This window comes from Jiangella sp. DSM 45060 (assembly GCF_900105175.1).
Lineage (GTDB): Bacteria > Actinomycetota > Actinomycetes > Jiangellales > Jiangellaceae > Jiangella.
In genome coordinates this window covers 4,100,604-4,122,206 of record NZ_LT629771.1, presented here as the reverse complement: position 1 = coordinate 4,122,206, position 21,603 = coordinate 4,100,604, and the positions used below count along the sequence as shown (strand labels likewise).

At 70.0% G+C, this 21,603-nt stretch carries 15 protein-coding genes and 1 tRNA gene; 10 read left to right on the top strand and 6 right to left on the bottom strand.

Going from position 1 to position 21,603, the window contains the following annotated elements:
• The first annotated feature begins 1 nt into the window (after nt 1).
• From BLU82_RS18450 to BLU82_RS18430, 5 genes are all read left to right on the top strand, one after another.
• Nucleotides 2–2,047, top strand: a complete 2,046-nt coding sequence (locus BLU82_RS18450) for a DNA cytosine methyltransferase (protein ID WP_197682307.1) — start codon at nt 2–4, stop codon at nt 2,045–2,047.
• 63 nt (nt 2,048–2,110) lie between these two features.
• Nucleotides 2,111–2,821 carry a hypothetical protein gene (locus BLU82_RS18445; RefSeq protein ID WP_092622583.1) on the top strand — a complete coding sequence of 237 codons (711 nt, stop codon included), beginning with the start codon at nt 2,111–2,113 and terminating at the stop codon, nt 2,819–2,821.
• Nucleotides 2,822–2,926: 105 nt separating this feature from the next.
• Complete coding sequence (locus tag BLU82_RS18440; RefSeq protein WP_157741108.1) at nt 2,927–3,439, top strand: single-stranded DNA-binding protein; 513 nt, start codon at nt 2,927–2,929, stop codon at nt 3,437–3,439.
• Nucleotides 3,440–3,546: 107 nt separating this feature from the next.
• Entirely contained in the window at nt 3,547–4,041 is a 495-nt protein-coding gene (locus tag BLU82_RS18435; RefSeq protein WP_092622581.1) for a hypothetical protein, read from the top strand.
• Between the two features lie 26 nt (nt 4,042–4,067).
• Nucleotides 4,068–4,892, top strand: coding sequence for a bifunctional DNA primase/polymerase (locus BLU82_RS18430; protein WP_092622580.1), 825 nt, complete (start codon nt 4,068–4,070; stop codon nt 4,890–4,892).
• Nucleotides 4,893–4,971: 79 nt separating this feature from the next.
• Here the strand turns inward: BLU82_RS18430 and mobF are convergent, their stop codons facing one another.
• Nucleotides 4,972–8,805: a MobF family relaxase gene (mobF, locus tag BLU82_RS18425; RefSeq protein ID WP_092622579.1), complete on the bottom strand. Its 3,834-nt coding sequence runs from the start codon at nt 8,803–8,805 to the stop codon at nt 4,972–4,974.
• Between the two features lie 1,019 nt (nt 8,806–9,824).
• On the opposite strand from mobF, the gene BLU82_RS18420 reads away from it, so the two are divergent.
• The 4 genes from BLU82_RS18420 to BLU82_RS18405 all read left to right on the top strand — a co-directional run bounded on the left by BLU82_RS18420 (nt 9,825) and on the right by BLU82_RS18405 (nt 12,958).
• On the top strand, nt 9,825–10,805 hold the full coding sequence (locus BLU82_RS18420) for a DUF2637 domain-containing protein (RefSeq protein ID WP_092622578.1): 981 nt from the start codon (nt 9,825–9,827) through the stop codon (nt 10,803–10,805).
• Entirely contained in the window at nt 10,783–11,004 is a 222-nt protein-coding gene (locus BLU82_RS18415) for a hypothetical protein (protein ID WP_092622577.1), read from the top strand. The genes BLU82_RS18420 and BLU82_RS18415 overlap by 23 nt, the downstream gene beginning before the upstream one ends.
• Nucleotides 11,005–11,524: 520 nt before the next feature.
• Nucleotides 11,525–12,283, top strand: a complete 759-nt coding sequence (locus tag BLU82_RS18410; RefSeq protein WP_157741107.1) for a DUF3800 domain-containing protein — start codon at nt 11,525–11,527, stop codon at nt 12,281–12,283.
• 234 nt (nt 12,284–12,517) lie between these two features.
• Nucleotides 12,518–12,958 carry a hypothetical protein gene (locus BLU82_RS18405; RefSeq protein WP_157741106.1) on the top strand — a complete coding sequence of 147 codons (441 nt, stop codon included), beginning with the start codon at nt 12,518–12,520 and terminating at the stop codon, nt 12,956–12,958.
• Nucleotides 12,959–13,330: 372 nt separating this feature from the next.
• On the opposite strand, the gene BLU82_RS18400 is transcribed toward BLU82_RS18405, so the two are convergent.
• The 4 genes from BLU82_RS18400 to BLU82_RS18385 all read right to left on the bottom strand — a co-directional run bounded on the left by BLU82_RS18400 (nt 13,331) and on the right by BLU82_RS18385 (nt 17,384).
• Nucleotides 13,331–14,314 (bottom strand): hypothetical protein, encoded by a 984-nt coding sequence (locus tag BLU82_RS18400; RefSeq protein WP_197682306.1) that lies wholly within the window; start codon nt 14,312–14,314, stop codon nt 13,331–13,333.
• A 228-nt stretch (nt 14,315–14,542) separates the two neighbouring features.
• Nucleotides 14,543–16,201, bottom strand: a complete 1,659-nt coding sequence (locus BLU82_RS18395) for a GntR family transcriptional regulator (protein ID WP_092622574.1) — start codon at nt 16,199–16,201, stop codon at nt 14,543–14,545.
• Between the two features lie 100 nt (nt 16,202–16,301).
• Nucleotides 16,302–16,375 (bottom strand) — tRNA-Ile (locus BLU82_RS18390).
• Nucleotides 16,376–16,409: 34 nt separating this feature from the next.
• Complete coding sequence (locus BLU82_RS18385; RefSeq protein WP_092622573.1) at nt 16,410–17,384, bottom strand: nitronate monooxygenase family protein; 975 nt, start codon at nt 17,382–17,384, stop codon at nt 16,410–16,412.
• 84 nt (nt 17,385–17,468) lie between these two features.
• On the opposite strand from BLU82_RS18385, the gene BLU82_RS18380 reads away from it, so the two are divergent.
• Nucleotides 17,469–18,287, top strand: coding sequence for a YhjD/YihY/BrkB family envelope integrity protein (locus tag BLU82_RS18380; protein ID WP_092622572.1), 819 nt, complete (start codon nt 17,469–17,471; stop codon nt 18,285–18,287).
• A gap of 171 nt (nt 18,288–18,458) precedes the next feature.
• Here the strand turns inward: BLU82_RS18380 and BLU82_RS18375 are convergent, their stop codons facing one another.
• Nucleotides 18,459–21,599, bottom strand: coding sequence for an Ig-like domain repeat protein (locus tag BLU82_RS18375; RefSeq protein ID WP_197682305.1), 3,141 nt, complete (start codon nt 21,597–21,599; stop codon nt 18,459–18,461).
• Between the last annotated feature and the right edge of the window lie 4 nt (nt 21,600–21,603).

Genomic DNA, 21,603 nt, shown 5'->3' with positions numbered 1-21,603 from the left:
CTTGTGCGCGGCAGGGGCCACCCCAAAAGGCGACAGAGTCAACCGCTCCCTGCGCCGCTCAACGCACAACAGGAGACCCGTAATGCAGTCGACCACGCTCGACCTCAGACGGCACATCGCGCAACTGTTGGGCCAGCCCATCGTCCCGCCGTTGGCCGTTCTGGTCCCGACCGCCGGGTACAACCTCACGGTCACGGACCTGTTCGCCGGCGCCGGCGGCTCCTCGACCGGCATGATCGCCGTCCCCGGTATCCGGGTTGTCGAGGCGGCCAACCATTGGAAACTCGCCCTCGACGTCCACAACGCGAACCACCCCCACACCGTGCACAAACACGTCGACCTCCACGAAGACGACCCCCGCAACTTCGCACGCACCGACATCCTTTGGGCCTCACCGGAATGCACGAAATGGTCGCAGGCCGCCGGAGCGGCCGCCCGCCCGGCGATCGAGGAGGGCCTGTTCGAAGACCCGCTGTCCGACGACGCCGCGACCCGCAGCCGGTTGCTGATGTTCGACGTGCTCCGGTTCGCCGAACACCACCGCTACCGCGCCATGGTCATCGAGAACGTCGTGGACATCGCCACCCAGGCGAAGTATCGCAACGCGTGGCGGATCTGGCGCCACGACCTCGCGAACCTCGGCTATCAATTCAAGGTCGTCAGCCTCAACAGCATGCACGCCCAGGCGCTCGGGAGCCCGGCACCGCAGTCCCGCGACCGGCTGTACGTCGTGTGCTGGCGCAAGGGCGAACGCGCACCCGACATCGACAGATTCATGCGCTCGCAGGCGTACTGCCCACCCTGCGACGCCATCGTGGAGTCCCAGCAGGCGTGGAAACCCGGACGGAACGTCGGCCGATACCGAGCCCAATACGTGTACGTCCACGCCGCATGCGGGACCACCGTCGAGCCCGGCTGGCTGCCCGCGGCCGCCGCGATCGACTGGAGCATCCAGGGACAGCGCATCGGCGACCGGGACAAACCACTGGCCGACAAGACCCGCGCGCGCATCGCCGCCGGCATCGCCAAGTACTGGCTGCCGTTCATCGCCGAGGCCGCCGGGAACACATACGAGCGGCGACCCGGTGTGCGCACCTGGTCCGTCGATGACGTGCTGCGGACGCTGCACACGACCGCCAGCAAGGCACTCGTGGTGCCCGTCGAGGGCCGCGACGGCAAGGACGCCCGGATCGCGGGCGACCCACTGCGGACCATGACGACGCGGGCCGAGACCGCGCTGGCGCTGATGCCGTTCATCGCCGAGCTGCGCGGCGGCGGATCGACGGCCAGGCCGACAGGTGACCCCATGGCGACAGTGACGGCGGCCGGGAACCACCACGCGCTGATCACCCGCCACTACGGCATCGACGGCGGCGACCCGGCCCGGCACACCACGATCCCTGACGAGGTGCTGCGCACCCTCGCAGCCAACGCCGGGAACATGTCGCTACTCGCGCCGTACTACAGCAACGGCCAGGCCCGCGAGATCGTCGAGGCGCTGTCGACCATCACTACGGTCGACCGCCACGCACTCGTCACGCCCGCCGGCGGGTCGTGGAACGACGACGCCCGCCCCACGGCCGAGGCGATGCGCGCGCTCACCACCCGCGACGCCTACGCCCTGGTGATGCGGAACAACGGCTCCCGGGGCGACGGCGGCGAGCACATGACCCCGCCGTCCGAAGTGCTCCGGACCCTCACCACCGCCGGTCACCAGTCGGTCATCACCCAAGACTCTGGCGCCCGACCGACGTCGGGCGACATCGAGCGCGCCGAGGCGATGGTGGACGACTGCATGTTCCGGATGCTCGAGCCCCACGAGGTCGCCGCCGGTATGGCTTTCCCCGAGAACTACCGCTGGGAGGGCAACCGGCGCGAGCGAGTCCGGATGGCCGGAAACGCCGTCACCCCGCCCGCGGCGCGGGACCTCATGGCCGCCGTTGCGGCGGCGATCACCGGAGAGGACATGGACACTCCCCGCCCGGCGCCGCGGGCGCTTCGACCGCAGACCCAACTCGGCAAACCCGGACCTGCGCTGGGTCTGTGACCGAAGTGTGCGCGGCAGGGGCCACCCCTACGCCGACACAGTCACCTGAGCGAAGGGAACGCCATGGCCGCCCACGCCGACGGGCAGGACGTAGTGCCGAGCAGCCCAGCCCGAAACAATCACTACGACTTCGTTCTGGCCGCGATCGCGGTCGGCGCCGCCGCCGAGCAGGCGGTGCCTCACACGCCCGGTGAGCTACGGCCGTACGCCTACGCCGCCACGAGAATCATGATGGCCACTGCCCGCCTCACTGACATGCTGCGCCGCACGTGCGCCGCCGTTGCGGGCACACCGGATTCGATCGGCCGGGTCGTCGATGCGGCGCAGAGCCACATCGTCGAAGCTCAGATCCAACTCGACGCCGCCGCCGAGCCCGACGGCCACCAGGACGTGATCCCCGAGACCTTCAGATCCGCCGCCTCCGCCATCACCCGCGCCGGGCACGGACTCACCTGCAGCACTCCAGAGGAGGTGGCCAGCGCCGCCGCGCTCACCAGCACGATCACGATGCGGTCCGGGCAGCTTGCACACCAACTGGTGCGTCTCTCCGTCGTGGTGAGCGCGCCGCACAGCACCATCGACCCACTCGTTGCCGCCGCAGCGGAACTCACCCACGCCGTTGACGCCCTCGATCTGGCAGCTGGAGCCATCCGGTCACGGCACGTCCGCGCAGCCGAGCTCATGGCCTTCGAGCGTGAGGAACACCGGATGCGTCTCCACGGCGCAACCGAACGGCAGCCGGTCCGCCCGGCACCGCCAACCTTGGGCATCTGACGCCCCGGACCCACGCTTACGCACGAGACCTCGCGTTCGGGGTGAATGTGCGCGGCAGGGGCCACCCCTACTAGTGACCAACACCCGAGGTGGGAGGAGACCACCATGAGTAACGCCTTCCCGGCCAGTCCGGCCGGGCGGATCGCGACCGACCCGAAGCTCGTCGCCGGCGCGAACCCGCGCCTGAACTTCCGGCTGGCCGTCGATGACCGCGCCCAGGGCCCGGACGGGCAGTGGATCACCAAGCAGACGGTGTTCCACGACGTCGTCGTGTTCGGCCGCTCGGCCGAGACGTTCGCCCGGCTCTTCCGCAAGGGCGATCCCGTCATCGTGGCCGGTGAGCTGCGGCTCACCACCTATGAGAGCCAAGGCGGCGATAAGCGGACCGGTACCCAGATCGTAGCCAGGCTGGTGGCACCGGATCCCCGCCTGGTCACGGTCACGATCGACCGGTCCCGGCAGGCCGACCGTGCCGCGGGTGTCGATGCTCCGTCGCAGGAGGCCGAGCAGCCGGCCACGGTGCCGGCTCCGCCGCCGCCCCCGGCGGCGGACACGCACTCGCGGCCGCGGTGGCCTCAGCAGGCCACCAGCACGGCGGGCAACGGCGTGGCGGTGTGAGCCAGGTTCGTCTACCAATGCCGGGGGTGGGCCGCGGCCACGCGCCCCACCCCCGGGGGAGACGTCACTGGAACTGACCACCCACGCGAGCACTGGAGTGCAGCACGATGACCGACATCCCTGACGGCCCCGGCGATGGTCTGACCCCGGAGCAGCTGGACGCGCTGATGAAGGACACGCTCGGGTCGACGATCCCCCGCCCCATCCGGTGGGCCGACCTGGACGACACCACGACGGCGAAGAAGCTCGTGGAGCTTGCCAAGTGGGTTCATTGGCTCGGCAACCGATACGTCCTGGACTCCCGGGAACTCCCGGCGGACTGGTGGCGCCACGGCGCCCTCGTCGAGGAACTGTCCGCCCTCAAGGGCGCCTGGGACGTCGCCTACGACCAGACTCAGGCCGCCTCGGCGGCCGCCGACTGGCACATGACGTTCTTCAACACCCGGATCCGGCTGAAGGACTGGGTGGGCCGCCTCGGTGGATCGCCCGGCGAGCGGACCATCAAGCCGCAGGGCTGGCTCCACGATCCCGACCGCTCGGGCTGGGCGGCCGAATTCAACGCCTACCTGTCCTCGCTGACTGGGCTGACCAGACCCGACTGACCCCACCTCGGAGGAGGTGTCTCGCCATGACCATGGGCGACGAAGCGGTGGCCTTCGCGGCCGCCGGAATCCCCGTCTTCCCCTGCTGGCCTGGCGCCAAGCACCCGCTGACCGAACACGGCTTCGAAGAAGCCACCACCGACCTGGGCCAGGTCCGAGCCTGGTGGCGGACCTGGCCCAACGCCAACCTCGCCATGCCCACCGGGACGCCGCTGTGGGACGTCCTCGACGTCGACATGAAGAACGGCGAATCCGGATACCCCGCGCTGCGTCGCCTCAAGCAGGCGGGGCTGCTGGAGGGCTGGTCCCACGCCGTCCAGACCCCCAGCGGCGGCCTACACCTGTACTTCGCCGGCACCGACGAAGGCAACCACGCCCTGTACCGACACAAGATCGACTATCGAGGTGCCGGCGGGTACGTCCTGCTCCCGCCGTCGATCGTCGACCGCGACCGTGGGCCGCGCCGGTACGAGACCATCGAAGTCCGCGACCCCGACCGAGTCCAGGCCTTCAGCTGGGCTGCGGCCCGCGACCTGCTCCAGCCGCCGACGCCGACGCCGCCAGCCCCCGTCCATGGGCATGCCTCAGCCGACCGCCGCATGCCCTACCTGGTCGATCACGTCCGCAACGCCCCCGAGGGCAACCGCAACAACGCCCTGTTCTGGGCCGCCAACCGTGCGCTCGACAACGGGTCGGCCGATCTCGGACCGCTGGTGGCCGCGGCCGTCGAGGCCGGGTTGGACTACTGTGCGGCGGCGGCCACCGCCGCGTCGGCGCAACGAAGCCGTTCCGGTTCGTCGAGCCGGAGGGCGTCACCACAGGCGCCGCCTGCAGCATCGGTGTCAATCTGATCTGAGAGCGGGAGGGCCGGCCGGGAAGATCCCGGCCGGCCCTCCCGCACGTCTGTGAATGACCGTTCCCCCCGGTGGTTCAGAGGTCCCGACCGGTGTGCTGCTGGGGCGACTGCTGCGCGGCCTGCTGCTGCGCGGTCGATTCGCTGAGCACCCCGGCCGCCTGCTGGGCCGCCTGGACAGCGCTGGCCGCTTGCCGGTAGTCGTGTCGCTGTGTCCAGTTGTAGCCGGGGTCGCCCACAGGGGATGCGGTATCGGTGATGTCGTGACGTTCGCGGTAGGCGGCGACGATCTCGACGCACCGGCGCCAGCGCGCCTGCTCCGCGTCGTTGACCGGTTCCGCCCCGAGAGACCGCAGCCACGGCGCGCGCTCGCTGATCGCCCGCCTGGCGATCGTCGCGGCCCGCTCCTCGAGCAGCGTCTCCCGCTCGGTCAGCGCCCGCTGCATCTGCGGGTCGGTGACGCCGTCGGCCGCGGGGACCAGGCCGGCGATCAGCCGACGTTGCCGCCGCACGACGCTGGGCGCGGCCTCCATGGCGTGGTCGGTCCACCGCGCGACCCGGGCGGCCAGTACACGCACCGGGTCCGCGTCGTCCGGAATCGGCTGGGCGGCCGCCAGCTTGGGCAGCACCGTGTCCGGTTTCAGCCCGTGGGCGTCGGCGCGGTGCACAGCGGCGGCGAGCGCGACCAGGTGCTCAGAGTCGGCGGCCTCGGCAGGCTGCACTCCGCACGACAGCAGCAGCGCGGCCTGCCGGTCGGCGACGGCGGCCCGATGCAGCGTGTCGTACTCGGCCGCGAGCTGCCCGATCGACAGCGCCTTCTCGGCCTCGGCGCGTGCGGTCTCCCGTGCCGAGAGCGCCGCGCCCTGGCGGCGCAGCACCGTGGTGAGCACTGACCGGGCGGTCGGGGCGGGATCATCGGCGTCGCGCAGGTGCCGTTCTTCCTCGTCGACGTCGGTCACCACGTAGGCGGTGTTGGCCGAGCGGGCGCGGGTCATGGCGACGTAGAGGATCTCGCGCATCATGGTCGCCCCGGTCACCAGGGCGTGCGCGGTGTCCACGGTTGCGCCCTGGGCGCGGTGCGCGGTGACCGCGTACGCCAGTTCGACGTTGTCGGCCACATATCTGGCCGGCAGCGTGATCGTGCCGCGGCCCTTCGCTCGCCGCACGGTCAGTGAGCCGTCTCCGTGGACGGCCTTTACGTGCCAGGTGTCGCCGTTCTTCACCCAGCCCTTGCCTGCGACCAGGCGGCGCTGGTTATCCCGGGTGATGATGCGGTCCCCGACGCCGGCGACGGTGCCGTCGCGAAGGCTGACGCCGTCCTCGTCGATCTCACCGGCCGCGACCCGGTCGGCGCGCGCCCGGCGGTTGAGGTCGGTCACGGTCGTGTTGTCACCGGCGATGAGCAGCGATTGGAGTCCGGCCTGCTCGTCACCTCGCCACGCCCGGTAGGCGGCGTCGAGCATGTCCTCGCCGGTGCCCCCGACCAGGCGGCCGTGGGCGTCGTAGGAGTCCAGCGCCGACGTGTCACCCAGGCGCAGGTGCACGCTGGCTGTTCGTTCCCACTCGTGCGTGAACCGGCGCACCCCGGTCAACTCTGGGGCGAGGCCTTCGCCGCGATCGCGGACCAGCATGCCGAAAACGCCGCCGGCGTCCACCGACGCCAGCTGGGCCCAGTCGCCGACCATGAGGACCTTGGCCCCCGCGTGGGTGGCGCGGGTCACGAGGTCGTCGACGGCTAGGGTTCCGGCCAGAGACGCCTCATCGATCACCACCAGCTGCCCCGGCCGGAAGGTCCACCGCTGCTCCTCAGCGCGGAGCTTTTCCAGCCTCTTCTTCATGGCGCCTCGGCCCCGTGCCACGGACCAGGTCTGGGGCTTGTCGGCCCCGATGAACGCCGCCCAGTCAGCGGCCCGGTCAGTCACCTCGGTGGAGCGGGCCAGGTGCTTCCGCCAGGCCGGGTCGTCAGCGTTGATGAGCTGCAGGACCTCCGTGAGGTGGGCGATCTCCTTGCGGGTGTCGGGTAGCCGGGCCGCCTCGTGCAGCCACTTCGCGGTGTTGTCCGTCGCGATGCCCAGCGACTCGGCCAGGACGTCCGCCGCGGCTGCCGACGGTGCCAACCCGACCAGCGACCCCTCCCCATGGTCGAGCTCCCACGCCGCACGCAGGGCGGTCAGGGTGGTGGTCTTCCCGGCACCCGCGGGGCCGACCAGGATGTCGAGGCGGCGGCCGCTGGCCGTGATGTCGCGCACGGCGTCGGCCTGGTCGTCGGCCAGGAAGTACCCGTCCGCCGTCGGTGCCGCCAGGACCCGCTCCACGGTCGCGCTGCTGACCGTCGCGGCGTTCGTAGACCGCCCGGCGCTCAGCAGTCGCTCTTCAGCAGCGAGGACCTCCGCTGAGGTGAACAGGCCGGCGTGCGTGCGGACGAACATCGACGTCCCATCGGAGCGGGTGAACACCGCCGGAGTGAAGGCCGTCACCGATGGGGTCAGCTCAACCGACATCTCCGCCACCCGCGCGCTCACGGCGGCGATCAGCTTCTCCCGCTCGTCCGGGGTCACCATCCGGTGTCGCATCGCCGCCCGCGCCGCAGCAGCCCGGATGTTCCACGTCTTCCACGTCGTCCGTTCGGTCGCCAACTCGACGAACGCAGCGTGAGCGAGCTTCTCCAGCTCCGGCGGCTCACTGGGCCGGCGGCTGCGGCGCGATGCCTGCGGCGACACGGCCAAGTCGTCGACCCGCAGCAGCGGAGGGCGCCGTGACGGTGCGGTCGCACTCTCGATCGCCGCCCGCATCCAGGTGAGCGCATCCTGACCAACGACCGCGGCCGCCCGGTCGCGCCAGTCGTGTGCCATCTCGCTCAGGGTGCGTATCTCCTTCGCCGGCCGGGTCGCCAACGTCGCGATCTGCCGCAACCGCAGTTTGACCTTGTCGGTGGGGGATCGGCCGTGCCGCTTGCGGTAGTCGGCGATCAGCCGATCGGCCTCGCGTTCGATCTCCGACGACCGGGTGGAGAACGCCGCGACCAAGTCATCCGACACCGCGTCGAGCTCCCACGCGGTGTTCTTCGACTTCGCAGGTTGACCCCGCACCCGCCAGCCGACCCCGAGCCTGGCCGTGACGTGGTCGGCGAGCAGATTGTCGTACAGCTCGGACATCGCCACCGTGGCCGGGAACAGCGACCCACGCGAGTCCAGCGTCCGCCATTTCCCGTCCGGACCCTGCACCCTGTTCGCTATCACCACATGGGTGTGCAGCTGCGGATCGCCGGCGCGGGAGTCCCAGTGATCGAATGCTGCCGCGATCACCCCGGCGGTCTCCACCTGCGCCACACCGTTGGTCCCGATCCGGGTCCGGGCAACCTCCCGCTCGATCGTGGCGATCACGTCGGCCACAGCCTCCCGGTGGGCCTCATAGATCTGCTCCCGCACGCCATGATCGGCCAATGCCCACATGACGCTGACCGACTTCGGCGGCGAGAACGTCACATCGAAACCCGACACAGGACGACCAACCCGGCGCGACCGCTCCTCCGCCTCGATCTGCTCAACCATCCGGTTCCGCTCAGACGCCGGCATCGCCGCGGGCAACGCCGCCACGCGGGCAGCGACACGGTCGTCGAAAGACTTCGGCACCCGGTACGCCTGACCCAGCTGGTCACCGGTGACCGGGTCCGCGCCCGAGCGGTACAGGCGCTCCATCTGCTCCTCAGTCACCTGCGTGCCCACTGCCAGGCCATGACCACGGTCGAGGCCAACCAGCCCGGATCCCACCCAGTGACCGGGAGGGTTACCGGCCTCGGTGTAGTACGCCGTCACCGCCGCGACACCCGGCATCTGATCACTGTCGGCCACGACTCCCCTGAGCAGATACCGGTAGCCATCGCCAGCGTGCAGCTCCTTGATCGAGATCACACGCGCTCACCAACAGCCCGGGCACGCTGCGCGCGCTTTCGGCACCGATCAGAACAATGCCGCGCATCAGATCGCCGCGCAGGGAACACAGTCGGGCACATCGCGCAGACCACCAGCCGCTCAACACCAGCGACCTCACGCTCTCCCGCGCGCTCAGCCCGAGCGGCCTTGAACGCCCGCCAGCGGCAGCGATCCGAGCAGTAGCGCGCATCGGATCGCTTCCCGGCCAACAGCTTCGGGCAGGACGCACACCACCGGTCGGCCACCTGTGCCTCGGCCCGCTGCTCCTTCCTGCGTTCCCGGGACCGTCTACGCGCCGCTGCGAAGCGGCAGTCATCACTGCACCACCGTTGTGTGAGGCGCTCCGGCTCAAATCCCTCGCCACAGTTCCAGCACCGCTTCTGGCCTCGCCGGATCTCCCTCATACTCATTGGGTGGCCCCTGCCGCGCACAGTCACACTTGGGCGCAAACGGCTTAGACGACTCGATGCCAGAGGTGTAAGGCACTTTCGTGCTCGTCGCGGCCGTCACGGGCTCGCTGAGTCTTCGGCACGGGCGTCGCGGCCGTCACGGGCTCGCTGAGTCTTCGGCACGGGCGTCGCGGCCGTCACGGGCTCGCTGAGTCTTCGGCACGGGCGTCGCGGCCGTCACGGGCTCGCTGAGTCTTCGGCACGGGCGTCGCGGCCGTCACGGGCTCGCTGAGTCTTCGGCACGGGCGTCGCGGCCGTCACGGGCTCGCTGAGTCTTCGGCACGGGCGTCGCGGCCGTCACGGGCTCGCTGAGTCTTCGGCACGGGCGTCGCGGCCGTCACGGGCTCGCTGAGTCTTCGGCACGGGCGTCGCGGCCGTCACGGGCTCGCTGAGCCGTGCCGTTAGGCCATCGTCGGCCTCCGGACCTTCGTCACGTGCGCACGCACGGTCAAGACCGAGACTCCCTCGCAGATTGTGCGCGGCAGGGGCCACCCAATAGGTGAGCGGCGCTCAGGTGAGCGCTGGCATGAATCCGGAGTGGAGCGGTGTATGAGCATCGAGACGCTGAACGCAGGGACGGTCGCCGCGCACGCAAACGATGCGGCGAGCGATCGACTTGTCGCTCACCCGAGCGGTCGCGTGCCGCGCAGTGGCTCCGAGCCCACCGTGGGGGAGTACCGGACGCGTGAGCGAGCGCAACGCGCACGCGTGCGCGGATTCGGCGCAACTGCGCCATCGAGACGGCTGATCGCGATGATCGCCGCAACGGTAGTGGCGCTCGCCATCGGTGCGTTCACGCTCAGCTTCGACGCATTGCGCGAGCTCGCCACGGTCGCCGGCCTCAACCGCTCGATCGCCTGGCTGTGGCCGTTGATCGTCGACGGCTTCATCCTCCTCGCGACAGCGGCGGCGGTGGCCCTGCGCGACCGCGGCCCGCGCGTCACCTGGTACCCCTGGGCCACGTTGATCGTCTTCGCTGCGATCAGCGTGGCGGGCAACGCGCTGCACGCCAGCGGCCATGCGAATCGAGCAGCGGTCAGCGTCACGGTGGCCAGCATCGTGAGCGCGGTGCCGGCGGTGGCCTTGCTGCTCGCCAGCCACCTTCTCGTGGTTCTGCTTTCACCGCCCCCGCCGCCCGCAAGCTGGTCGGATGGCTCGGACTCAGCAAGGAGAGCAGCACCGAGCTCCAACACCACTGCGCGGGGCAGAGTGAGCCGCGCAGTGGCTGCGGCCGATCGTGCAATGGCAAGCGCGCCCGTCCAGGTGACCTCCGAAGCACACGGACGAGCGCGAACCGGGACGCCGAGACGGGCCGCCGTCGAACCGGAACTCGGCGCGTGGCTCGCCGCCGAGCGGGCCGCTGGCCGTAGTGTGACCGGCAACGACGTCGCTCGATTCCTGAACGTCTCGCCAGCCACCGGGCGGCGGCGACTCGCCGCCCTCCGCGCCATGCAGTTGGACGAGGATGCGCAGGAGCAACGACCTGACCACGTAAAGACGGACGAAGGTGTACGCGCTGAGCGATCCTGAAGCGGTTGGCGGTGCCCTCGGCATGGGCATCGTCGCATTCGGCTGCGCCGGCGTCGTGGCATTCTTCTTCGTCGCCCTGACGGCCCGCCGATCCCGTGGCCTCGGCCTGTGCCATCTAGGCACGAGGTGGCTGCGCGCGACGGGAATCCTCTTCGTGCTGGCGCTGATCGCGGTCCTGAGCGTTGCGCTGATGAACTGACTGGCAGCAAGTCTCGGTCGTCCTGATGAGGTCCTCGACGAATGCGAAGGTGCCGCGTCGGATGGCTTGGCGGGTGATGATCCCGAGGAAGATCTCGACCAGGTTCAGCCGGGATGTCGATGGCCGAAAGCCGTCGTCCCGGAGTACGAGCGCGTAGTTGGCACCCGGGGCGGCCGCGTTGCGCAGCGCTATGCGCCACTGGCCCACCGCTGTTCGGGGGGTGGCAGGACGCGGGCCGGGCATCGACAGCGACGGCAGCGACCGCGGGGAAAGTTGGTCCAGGATCTTGTCGACGTACGCGCGCCGGCTGATGGGACATGACCGCCAGACCCGATGGCGCCCACCAAAGATCCCTGCCTTGACGCGACACGGACGGTACCGATTATCGGACACTAACTCGGTTCGCGTCGCACCCATCGGCACGGGCCCTGCTAGGGAGCGTTTCGGGTGGTCTAGGCCGATATTGATCTTCCCCGTGACGATTGGGACGTTGGTGATCGGCGGGCGTATCCTACCCCTCGTGGTCCAGTCGACGCGGCCCGTGATACACGCGTATATCGACGAGTCCGGGCAGCGTTCGAGCAGTCCGAAGTCGAGCGATCACTTCGTGATGTCCGCCGTCGTCATTGACGAGAGTGACTTGCCGCGCGCGAGGGCCTTCCTGGCGTCTCTGCGGTCGGAGCTCGGCCGTGCGCCGGGCCAGACCATGCACTGGAGGAACGTTAAGCACCACCCCGAGCGCCTGCATGTCGCGAAGTCCATCGGAGCGCAGGACTGGATGACCGTCTCCAACGTGGTGGTCTGCAAGCGCGCACTGACGGCGTCGACCCAGTTGAACGACGACCAGGCGTACCTGTACACGTTCCGCTTCCTCCTCGAGCGCCTGTCGTGGCTGGCTCGCGACCAGGGTGCCGAGCTGAAGTACACCCTCGCTCACATCCGGCGCTTCAAGCTCGCCAAGCTGCGCGATTACGAGGAGCGGCTGCGCCGTCAACCCGACGGGGCCTGCAAGATCGCCTGGCCGGCGCTCGACCCGGCGGGCGGTTCGCTCGATCAGCCGAGTCGGAACGAGTACCTGCAGCTCGCGGACAGCGTCGCATCTGCAACGGCCCTGGCGTTCGAGAAGGACCGGTTCGGGAACACTGAGCAGCGCTACCTCCAGGAACTCGCACCGCTGCTGTATCGCCGGGGCTCTGCGCCGCTCACGTCGTACGGCCTCAAGTTGCACCCGTACAACGACATGACGAAGGCCGCCTACCCGTGGGTGGCGGCCCTCTGATCACGCGTCAGCCGGCTACAGCCGCCGATGCGGGTGCTGATGTTTCCACCAGCAGACGACTGTCCGCGTATTTTTTACAGTAGCAGCGAAGATTCCTACGTCTAGAGCGATGTCGCACTTTTGGTGTAATCGTTAGGTCCCACCGTTCGATGACGTTATGTTTCCCGCCCGATCGCAACGCGTGCAGCGTGTGTTGAGTGTGTGTCTGCGATGCGGAACCTTACGCTGCCCGTCGTGGATTCCGAGCTGCTCGACCAGCTGTTGCCCGTCGCGACCTTCGCCCTCGGCCTCGCGTCGAGCAAGGTGGATAAGCGGGGTGAGCTGCGACGCCAGGCCGCCACAGAGATGGCCGGCCTGCGCCGCATCATGTGGATGCCGACGAACGTGGAGTCCGGTTGGCCGGAGGCTGACGCCGAGCTGGGTCGGCTCTGCGCCACGCTGCGGTCTGCCGGCGTGCCGCAGTTCATGGTTGCGTCGCTCCGCACCACCATGGAGAGCATCTGGCAAGCGACCGAGTACATCGACGAAGAGGTCGGCCACGTCGTCCCGGACCGCGCGCTGACCGATCGGCTGAAGGCGCTCGAGGCCGCAGTGCTGGACTACCTGGACCCGCCGTGGCACCAGCTCCGCCGCCGACGCGCTCGGAGGTCGGCGAAGCTTGCGATCGAAGGCTGACATCGAGTCCGCAGGCTCAGCGCGAACAAGGTGCCAGGTGCTGGTAGTTGTCCTCCCAGTCGGCGAAGAGGGCCGCGAGCCTTGGCGGCTGCGGAGCTCAACCGCTCGCTCTCCAGCGGCGCGACCATGATGGCGGGTTGCAACGCCTCCGCGGGCGTCATGGGCTTGATCGACGTTAGCTACGGGCGTTGGCGGCGGAATGGGCGGAATTAGATGGCCTGTGTACGAAGATCAACTCTTGAGTTCGGGTCGGCGTCGGCGTCGACGACAGGCGGCGAGGATCTGACCGGATGCCACCCCGATGGGGAGCATCCCAACTCCGCGCGCTGCCGCGAGCCACGCCACAGAGCCGCCCCCGAGGGCCGGCCGGCGCTACTTTGGGTCCTGCAGGACACCCGGAAGAACCCGATCGATCGCCTCCGTGAGCTGGTCATGGATGTCGGTGCTCCACCCGAAGTAGGACGTAACGGACGACAACGCGTTGTAGTACGCGAGCACCGCAGCCACCGTCTGTCGCTCGACGAAATCGGTCTCCACGTGAAGGATGGTGACCAGCTCGTCGGGATGATCCGGCGACGGCACCCACTCACGGAGATCGCGAGTCGGGTACAGCGTCGGGTGAGTCACGTTCGACAAGTAGTCGTAGATGCCCTCCGACATCTTGCTGGTGACCATCGAACCTGCGTGACGCTCCAGCAACCCGTACATCCAGGTAACTACCTCGCTCGGCCTCGCCAAGGTCTGCCCGCCCAGCATCCACCGGCTGAGGTCATCAAGGGTTGTGCCTGGGAACCGCCCGGCGATCTCCGTCTTCAGATCCTTGTAGGTCTTCTCCAGCTTCTTGTACCGGTCGGTCGACTTCCCGCCGAGCCGGCCGGCTGCCTTCTTAGCCTCCTCAGCGCTCAGAAGTTCCTCGAGGTACCCGCGGACCAGTAGTTCCTCTGGCACGTCGCCCCGGTCGCCGAGCACCCATACGACACGGGCGCTGCACTCGATGACCCCGCGAACCACCATCCCCGGCGTGAACAGCACCTCACCGGTGCGGTAAAGGGCAGACAGTGCACCAAGGTGACCAGCCGCAGTGAGGAGGTACGTCTGCACGACACCCGCAACCAGTCGATGCCCGGTCTCTATGCGCGGCGTTGCCAGAAGCGGATCTGGACTCGGCAGAGCCGCCGCCAGCACCTCCGCCGCCGACCCCAGTGCGGGCCGCCAGTGGAATCGATCGGCAGTCAAATGGAATGCCACCCGGCAGATGTGGCACAGCTCGGCGAGCTCTAGCAGCCGAGCCTGCGCGGCGCCGCTCGCCGCGACCGTTCCATCACTCGGTGGGCGGGAGACTTGGTCATCGGTCACAGACCCAAGTGTCCCGTGCTGCGCCGATGCGGGCCACGGAGTTTTCGGCGCTGAGTCGCGGGTGACGGCCGAAGGCGAAGATCGCCCCGAAAGGCACACGACGAACCCGCCTGTTTGCTCAGCTGGAGACCGGGCGTCACGTTCGCGGCGGCATGACGCAAGTGCCGAAGCGGCTCGGACACCCGCCGTGCCCACCCGCTGTTAAGCCGCCGCCGCAAAGGCTTAGCTTCAGTCTGTGGAAGCGTGCGGTCTCAACTGCAGGACGCTGGCAGATTCCTCTGAAGCGTCGGCCGCAAGACTGATTACAAGCGTGGGACGTTTGCCTCGCGCGGGACTAACGAGCCCGGCCGCAACCAACGCGGCGATCGCGCGGTGGGCCGTGCTCGCCGCGACGCCGTAGCGGGCGGCTAGAGCGGTTTCCGGTGGGAGGCGGTCGCCTGGTGCAAGGATGCCGCTGTCGATGGCCCCGCGAAGGTCTGCCGCAATCCGCTGATAGGGCTGGAGATCGTCGTCGATTGGGCTCGGTAGGGCGCCTTTCGCTGGGTCGTGTTCGAACTCGTGCGAACTGGGCCGGGGTGGCATTCGGGGTGTGAGGATGCCGGCCGAGCGTTGGGCGGCTTCCGATGACCACGCCGTGTAGACCCGAAGTGTTGTCGTTCCGCCGCCGCTATGCCCGGCGCGGCCGGCAACGGTGCGGATGTTGACGTCGGCCATTATGAGCTCGGTGACGTTGTAGTGGCGCATGTTTCTCAGCGTCGTATCGATCCCGAGGCGTCTCGCGAGCCTCGCATACCGCTTCGAAACGCTGTCCGGATGCAGAGGAATGCTGCCGTCCGGCGATGGCGAGAACATGTACGCATTGGGATCGAAGTCAGTTCCGGCAAGCGCGGCTCGGCGGCGCGCACGGTCCTCGACCTCGTCGAGGACCGCGTCCGTTTCAGGATCGAGAACGATCCGTCGCTGCTGGTGGGTTTTCGTGTCCTTCTCCTCGAGAAGGCCGTCATCGTTGATGAAGATCGACCGCTCGACCTTAAGAACGGATGTTGTGTCGGGCCGGCGCTCGCGATCGGAGAATCGTAGGGCGAGCATCTCCCCGCGCCGGCTACCGGTCGTCGCCTTGGTCCACACGAGCGCGCCCCACTCCGGATCATCTTCCCAGGCGGCGAGGATCAGCCGGGCCGACTCGGCCACAGTTGGGGCCTGGGGGTTCGGAGTGGGTAGCCCTGGCTTGTCGGCCTGCTCGGCGGGGTTGACCGAGAGGTACTTCCAGACCACGGCGCGTTCGAGGGCGCCGCTCAGGATCCAATGAATCTGCCGAATCGTCGAGTTGCCGAGACCTTTGCAGACGTGTGGCTTGCACATGCGGCGGCATCGCCGGCAGCCCTCTGGGTTGTTGCGAGGGCATCTGTTGCCTTCGTGCTCGTCACATTGGTGTGTCCGGTCGGTCCTGTGCTGGATGTAGGTCCGGCCGCGACAGTGGTCTCGACACGTCCGAAGTTGCGAATAGAAAGAGTCGAGCACCTCGACGTCGAGGCGGTTGAGCGGCAACGAGCCGATCAGGGGCTTTATGTGGTTCTGATACTTCGACCGGTAGCCGCGCATGGTCTGCACGTCCACATCGAGGACGTCGAGGTACTTCACCATCAGCTGATCGACAGTGGCGCGGGTCTTGGGATTCCGCTTCTCGTCGACCTGATTCAGCAGCCTTGTGCGTGCCTGTTCGGCCTCTCGCTCCTGCTTCGGACCAGGTGGCACCGTCTCGGTCAGGTAGAACCTGCGCTTGGAGACAGGGTCGCGGCCGGCATACACCTTGACCCGGAGTGCGCCAGAGGGCAGTACCTCGACCTGCCCCCGGGAGCGTCGGCGAGGCGCTGAGCGAGCCGTCATGAGGCGATCCTACGGCAACTCGCACCACGAGAGGCACCACGCAGCGACATGCTGCGCTGGCTTCAGGGATTAGGTGCGCTCTGAGCTGGGCGAATCTGTGTAGGGCGGGTGGGACTCGAACCCACGACCCAGGGATTATGAGTCCCCTGCTCTAACCGGCTGAGCTACCGCCCCGGGAGCGGCGAGCACACGCTCGCGCCCGAGAACCTTACCCCGGCGGCGGTCGGCGGGCCGCTCGGGCCAGTGCGTCCTCGGCCTGGGTGGCCAGCGTGGCGACGAGGTCGCCGGCGGAGGGGAGGTCGGTGATGAGGTCGACACCCTCGCCGGCCCAGACGGGGAGTGGGGGAATCGCGCCGCGCGCGACGTCGGCCTGGTAGTCCTGCCGGGCCTGGGCGTCGCGGGCGAGGTCGGTCTCGCGGCCGCGCCATCGGTCGAGATACGGGTGGCCGAGCGTGCGCGCCAGATACCGCGACGGCCAGTCTGAGCCGCGGGCGAGGTCCAGGATGGCGCTGCGCTCGGTGTCCTCGGCCGAGCCGTCGACGATCGCCTGGGCGATACCGGGGTCGACCAGCGCCTCGGCCGTCGCCTGGAACCGGGTGCCGATCAGCGCGCCGGCCGCGCCCAGGGCCAGAGCGGCTGCCACGCCACGGCCGTCGGCGATGCCGCCGGCGGCCAGCACCGGCACCGGTGTCGCCAGGTCGACCACGACGGGCACGAACGACAGCGTGGATCGTCCCCGCCGGGCACCGTGCCCGCCGGCCTCGGTGCCCTGGGCCACGATGACGTCGGCGCCGAGATCGACCGCCTGCCTCGCCTCCTCGAGGTCGGTGACCTGCAGGATCAGCGCCGCGCCGGCCGCGCGGATCCGCTCGGTGTAGGGGGTGGGGTCGCCGAAGGACAGCATGACGGCCCGCGGGCCGTGTTCCAGGACGTGCTCCACCGCACCGTCCTGGATCCCCCAGGTGAGAAACCCGACGCCCCACGGCAGTCCGGGCCGCGACGCGACGATCGGCACCTCGCGGTTCAGCCACTCGCGGTCGCCGAATGCGGCGCCGAGGATGCCGAAGCCGCCGGCGTGCGACACGGCCGCGGCCAGCGCACCGCCGGCCGAGCCGCCCATCGGCGCGAGCGCGATGGGGTGCCGCACGTGGAACAGGTCCGTGAACGCCGTCGCCAAGGCCATGGACACATCCTCGCCGGGCGGCCGGACATCACCCGCGGCGGGTGGGCCGGAACGGGGCGCGGCGAGGTGGGATGGGCCGTGTCGATGGAGGAGAACGAGCCGATCCGGGCGCCCGCCTGGCTGTTGCACCGCTGGCCGGGGCGGATCGCGATCACCAGTGCGGCCGGGTGTGTGCGCATCGACGTGTTCGATCGGGCGATGACGGTGGCGGCGCAGCTGTTCAGCTCGGTGCTGCCGATCCTGATCCTGTTCGCGACGTGGGCCGGGGCGAGCGCGTCGGACGCGACGGCGGAGGCGTTGCGGATCCCGGACGAGTCGAAGGCGGTGCTGGACGACGCGGTGGAGGGGTCGTCGGGTGCGGCGTTCGGGGTGGCCGGTGTGCTGATCGTGCTGATCTCGGCGACCAGCCTGTCGCGCGCGGTGACGCGGGCGTTCACGGCGGTGTGGTCGCTGCCGCGGCCGCGCAACCGGCTCGGCTCGGCCTGGCGCTGGCTGGCCGCGGTCGTCGGGCTGGCGCTGGCGATCGTGGTGGTGCGGCAGCTGGCGGCGTTCGCCGACGGGCTGCCGCAGCCGCGGGCGTGGCAGTCGGCGACGGCGTTCGCGGCGGACACGGGTGTCGCGCTGTTCCTGCCGTGGGTGCTGCTGGCCGGCGCCGTGCGGCCGCGGCTGCTGCTGCCCGGCGCGCTGCTGTTCGCCGTGACGATGATCGCGGTCCGCCCCGCGTCGGCGGTGTGGCTGCCGCGGGCGCTGGAATCCAGCGCGGACCGGTTCGGCTCCATCGGCGTCGCGTTCACGTACCTGGCCTGGCTGTACGTGGTCGCGTTCTGCTTCCTCGTGACGGCGGTCGTCGGCCGGGTGGTGGCGACGGACGACGGGTGGCTGGGCCGGCGGATCCGGCGCTGAACCGACCGTGCGGTCGCGTGCGGGCGTGGGGCCGGGGACGCCAGCCCCGCCCGCCTCGCTCGTTCCTCGCTCGGACGCCCGTGCCTACCCCTGCTGGCGTCCCCGGCCCCACGCCGCTGAACGCGCGGACGCCCCGGGGCTGCGGTCCCCGGGGCGTCCGTGGTCTCCTTCCTAGTGGTGCCCGGCGTGCTCGAGCGCCTCCTCGATCGACGGCTCGGCCGGCTCCGCCGTGGCCGCCGCCTTGGCCGCCACCGCCTCGGCCGGGGGCGTGGTGCCGACGTCGGACGCGGCCGCGGTGCGGGTCAGCATGCCCCGCTCCCGGCTGGTGATGACGCCGTCGGTGACCAGCTGGTTCGCGACCTCGGTGACGTGCCGGACGAACGCGCCGTGGTTCGGCCACTCGCCCTCGTCGTCGATGAGGTCGTTGACGGTGCAGCCGTCACCGCGGTCGACGTTGGCCACGAGCGAGTCGAGGCCGCCGATGACCACCGTCGGGCGGGTGTCGGAGTCGGGGCAGGCGTCGCCGTCGCGCTCGACGACGGTGAACGTCACCGACCCCACTTCCGACTCGTTGCCGGCGTTGTCCGTCGCCCGGTACCGGACGGTGTGCTCGCCGACGGTGCCGACGACGACCGGCGCGGTGTACGGGACGAACGCCCCGTCGTCGAGCGAGTAGACGACCGACGCGACGCCGGACTCCGCGTCCGTCGCGGTGACGGTCACGGTCGCGGAGTCGACGTAGGCGCCGTCCGCGTTCTGCTCGCCCGAGACCACGCCGGAGACCGCCGGCGGCGTCGTGTCGTCCGGCTCCACCTCGACGACGGTGAACGAGACCGACTCGACCGGCGCGACGTTGCCGGCGTTGTCCGTGGCCCGGTACCGCACGACGTGGTCGCCGACGGCCGAGACCACGACCGGCGCCGTGTAGGCGGTGAAGCCGGCGCCGTCGAGGTCGTACTCGATCGACGCGACGCCGGACTGCGCGTCCGACGCCGTGATCGTCACCGTCGCGGACGCGATGTAGTCGCCGTCCGGGTTCTGCGAGCCCGTCACGGCCGCAGACGTCTCCGGCGCGGTGGTGTCGTCCGGCTCCGGCTCGACGACGGTGAACGCCACCGACTCGACCGGCGAGGTGTTGCCGGCGTTGTCGGTCGCCCGGTACTGCACGACGTGGTCGCCGACGGCCGAGACCACGACCGGCGCCGTGTACGGCTGGAACGAGCCGCCGTCCAGGGCGTACGCGATCGACTCGACGCCCGACTCGGCGTCGGTCGCCGTGATCGTCACGGTCGCCGACCCGACGTACTCGCCGTCGGGGTTCTGGTCGCCGGCCACGGCCGCGGACACGTCCGGCGCGGTGGTGTCGTCGGGCTCCGGCTCGACGACGGTGAAGGCCACCGACTGCACGGGCGCGAGGTTGCCCGCGTTGTCCGTGGCCCGGTACTGCACGGTGTGGTCGCCGAGCGCGCTGACGACCAGCGGCGTCGTGTAGGCGGTGAAGCCCGCGCCGTCCAGGTTGTACTCGATCGACGCGACGCCGGACTGCGCGTCCGACGCGGTGATCGTCACCGTGGCCGACCCCACGAAATCGCCGTCGGCGTTCTGGTCACCGGTGACAGTGGCCGACGTCTGCGGCGGGGTGGTGTCGTCGGGCTCCGGCTCGACGACGGTGAACGCCACCGACTCGACCGGCGAGGTGTTGCCGGCGTTGTCCGTGGCCCGGTACTGCACGACGTGGTCGCCGACGGCCGAGACCACGACCGGCGCCGTGTACGGCTGGAACGAGCCGCCGTCCAGGGCGTACGCGATCGACTCGACGCCCGACTCGGCGTCGGTCGCCGTGATCGTCACCGTCGCCGACGCCACGTAGTCGCCCTGGTCGTTCTGCTCGCCGGCGACGGCCGCCGCGACCTCCGGCGGGGTGGTGTCGTCGGGCTCCGGCTCGACGACGGTGAACTGGACGGCCTCGACGGGCGCGACGTTGCCCGCGTTGTCCGTCGCCCGGTACTGCACCGTGTGGTCGCCGATCGACGACACCACGACGGGCGCGGTGTACGGGGCGAACGCGGCGCCGTTCAGGCTGTACTCCACCGACGCGACGCCGGACTGCGCGTCCGTCGCCGTGACGGTGACCGTCGCGGACCCGACGTAGTCGCCGTCGGCGTTCTGGTCGCCGGTGACCGTCGCCGAGATGTCCGGCGGGGTGGTGTCGTCGGGCTCCGGCTCGACGACGGTGAACGGCACCGACTCGACCGGCGCGACGTTGCCGGCGTTGTCCGTGGCCCGGTACTGCAGCGTGTGCGCGCCGATCGCCGTCACCTGCACGGGTGCGGTGTACGCCTGCCAGCCGCCGTTGTCGAGGTTGTACTCGACCGACGCGACGCCGGACTCCGCGTCCGTCGCCGTCACCGTGACCGTCGCCGACCCGATGTAGTTGCCCTGGTCGTCCTGTTCGCCGGCGACCGCCGCCGAGATGTCCGGTGGCGTGGTGTCGTCGGGCTCGGGCTCGACGACGCTGAACTGCACCGATCCGTCCGGTGAGGTGTTGCCGGCGTTGTCCGTCGCCCGGTACTGCACCGAGTGGTCGCCGATCTCGGAGACGGTGACGGGGCCCGTGTACGGCTTGAACCCGGTGTCGTCGATCTCGTACTCGATGGTGTCGACGCCCGATCCGGCATCGGTGGCGTTCACCGTCACCGTGGCCGAGCCGACGTAGTCGCCGTCGGCGTTCTGGTCGCCGGTCACCGTCGCCGTCACCTCAGGCGGGGTGGTGTCCTCGGTACCGCCGGTGACGACCAGCAGGCCGGTCATCGAACCGTGGCCGGGGAATGCGCAGTAGAACTTGTACACGCCCGGGGTCAGGGTGACCTCGGCCTCGTACCGGCCGCCGTTCGGGTCGAACGGGTTCGCCGTGAGGTTGAGGTCGACGTCCTGGTTGTACTGCGGGTCGCCGGTCTCGAACGTCAGCGTGTGCGGCATGCCGCTGGTGTTGCCGGTGGCCACGCTGTTCTCGAAGACGATCGTCGTCGGCCCGGCGACCGCCGTGGTCGGGGCCGACGCGTACGCCGTCACGCTGTTGTTCGCGGTCCAGGTCAGGGTCTGCGCGGCCGCCGTCTCGCTGCTGCCGGAGACGGACGACGACGCGGGCGCCGGTGCGCCGCGCAGCGCGGCCGCCGCCGGCGCCAGGCCGGCCGCCATGAGGGCCGTGGTCAGCACCGCGACGACGACGCCCTGGGGCGTCACCCGCCGGCGGCCGGACCGGCCCGTCGAAGGATGGCGGCCGGTGAGGTCCGCCCAGAGTCGTTGAAGCATGAAG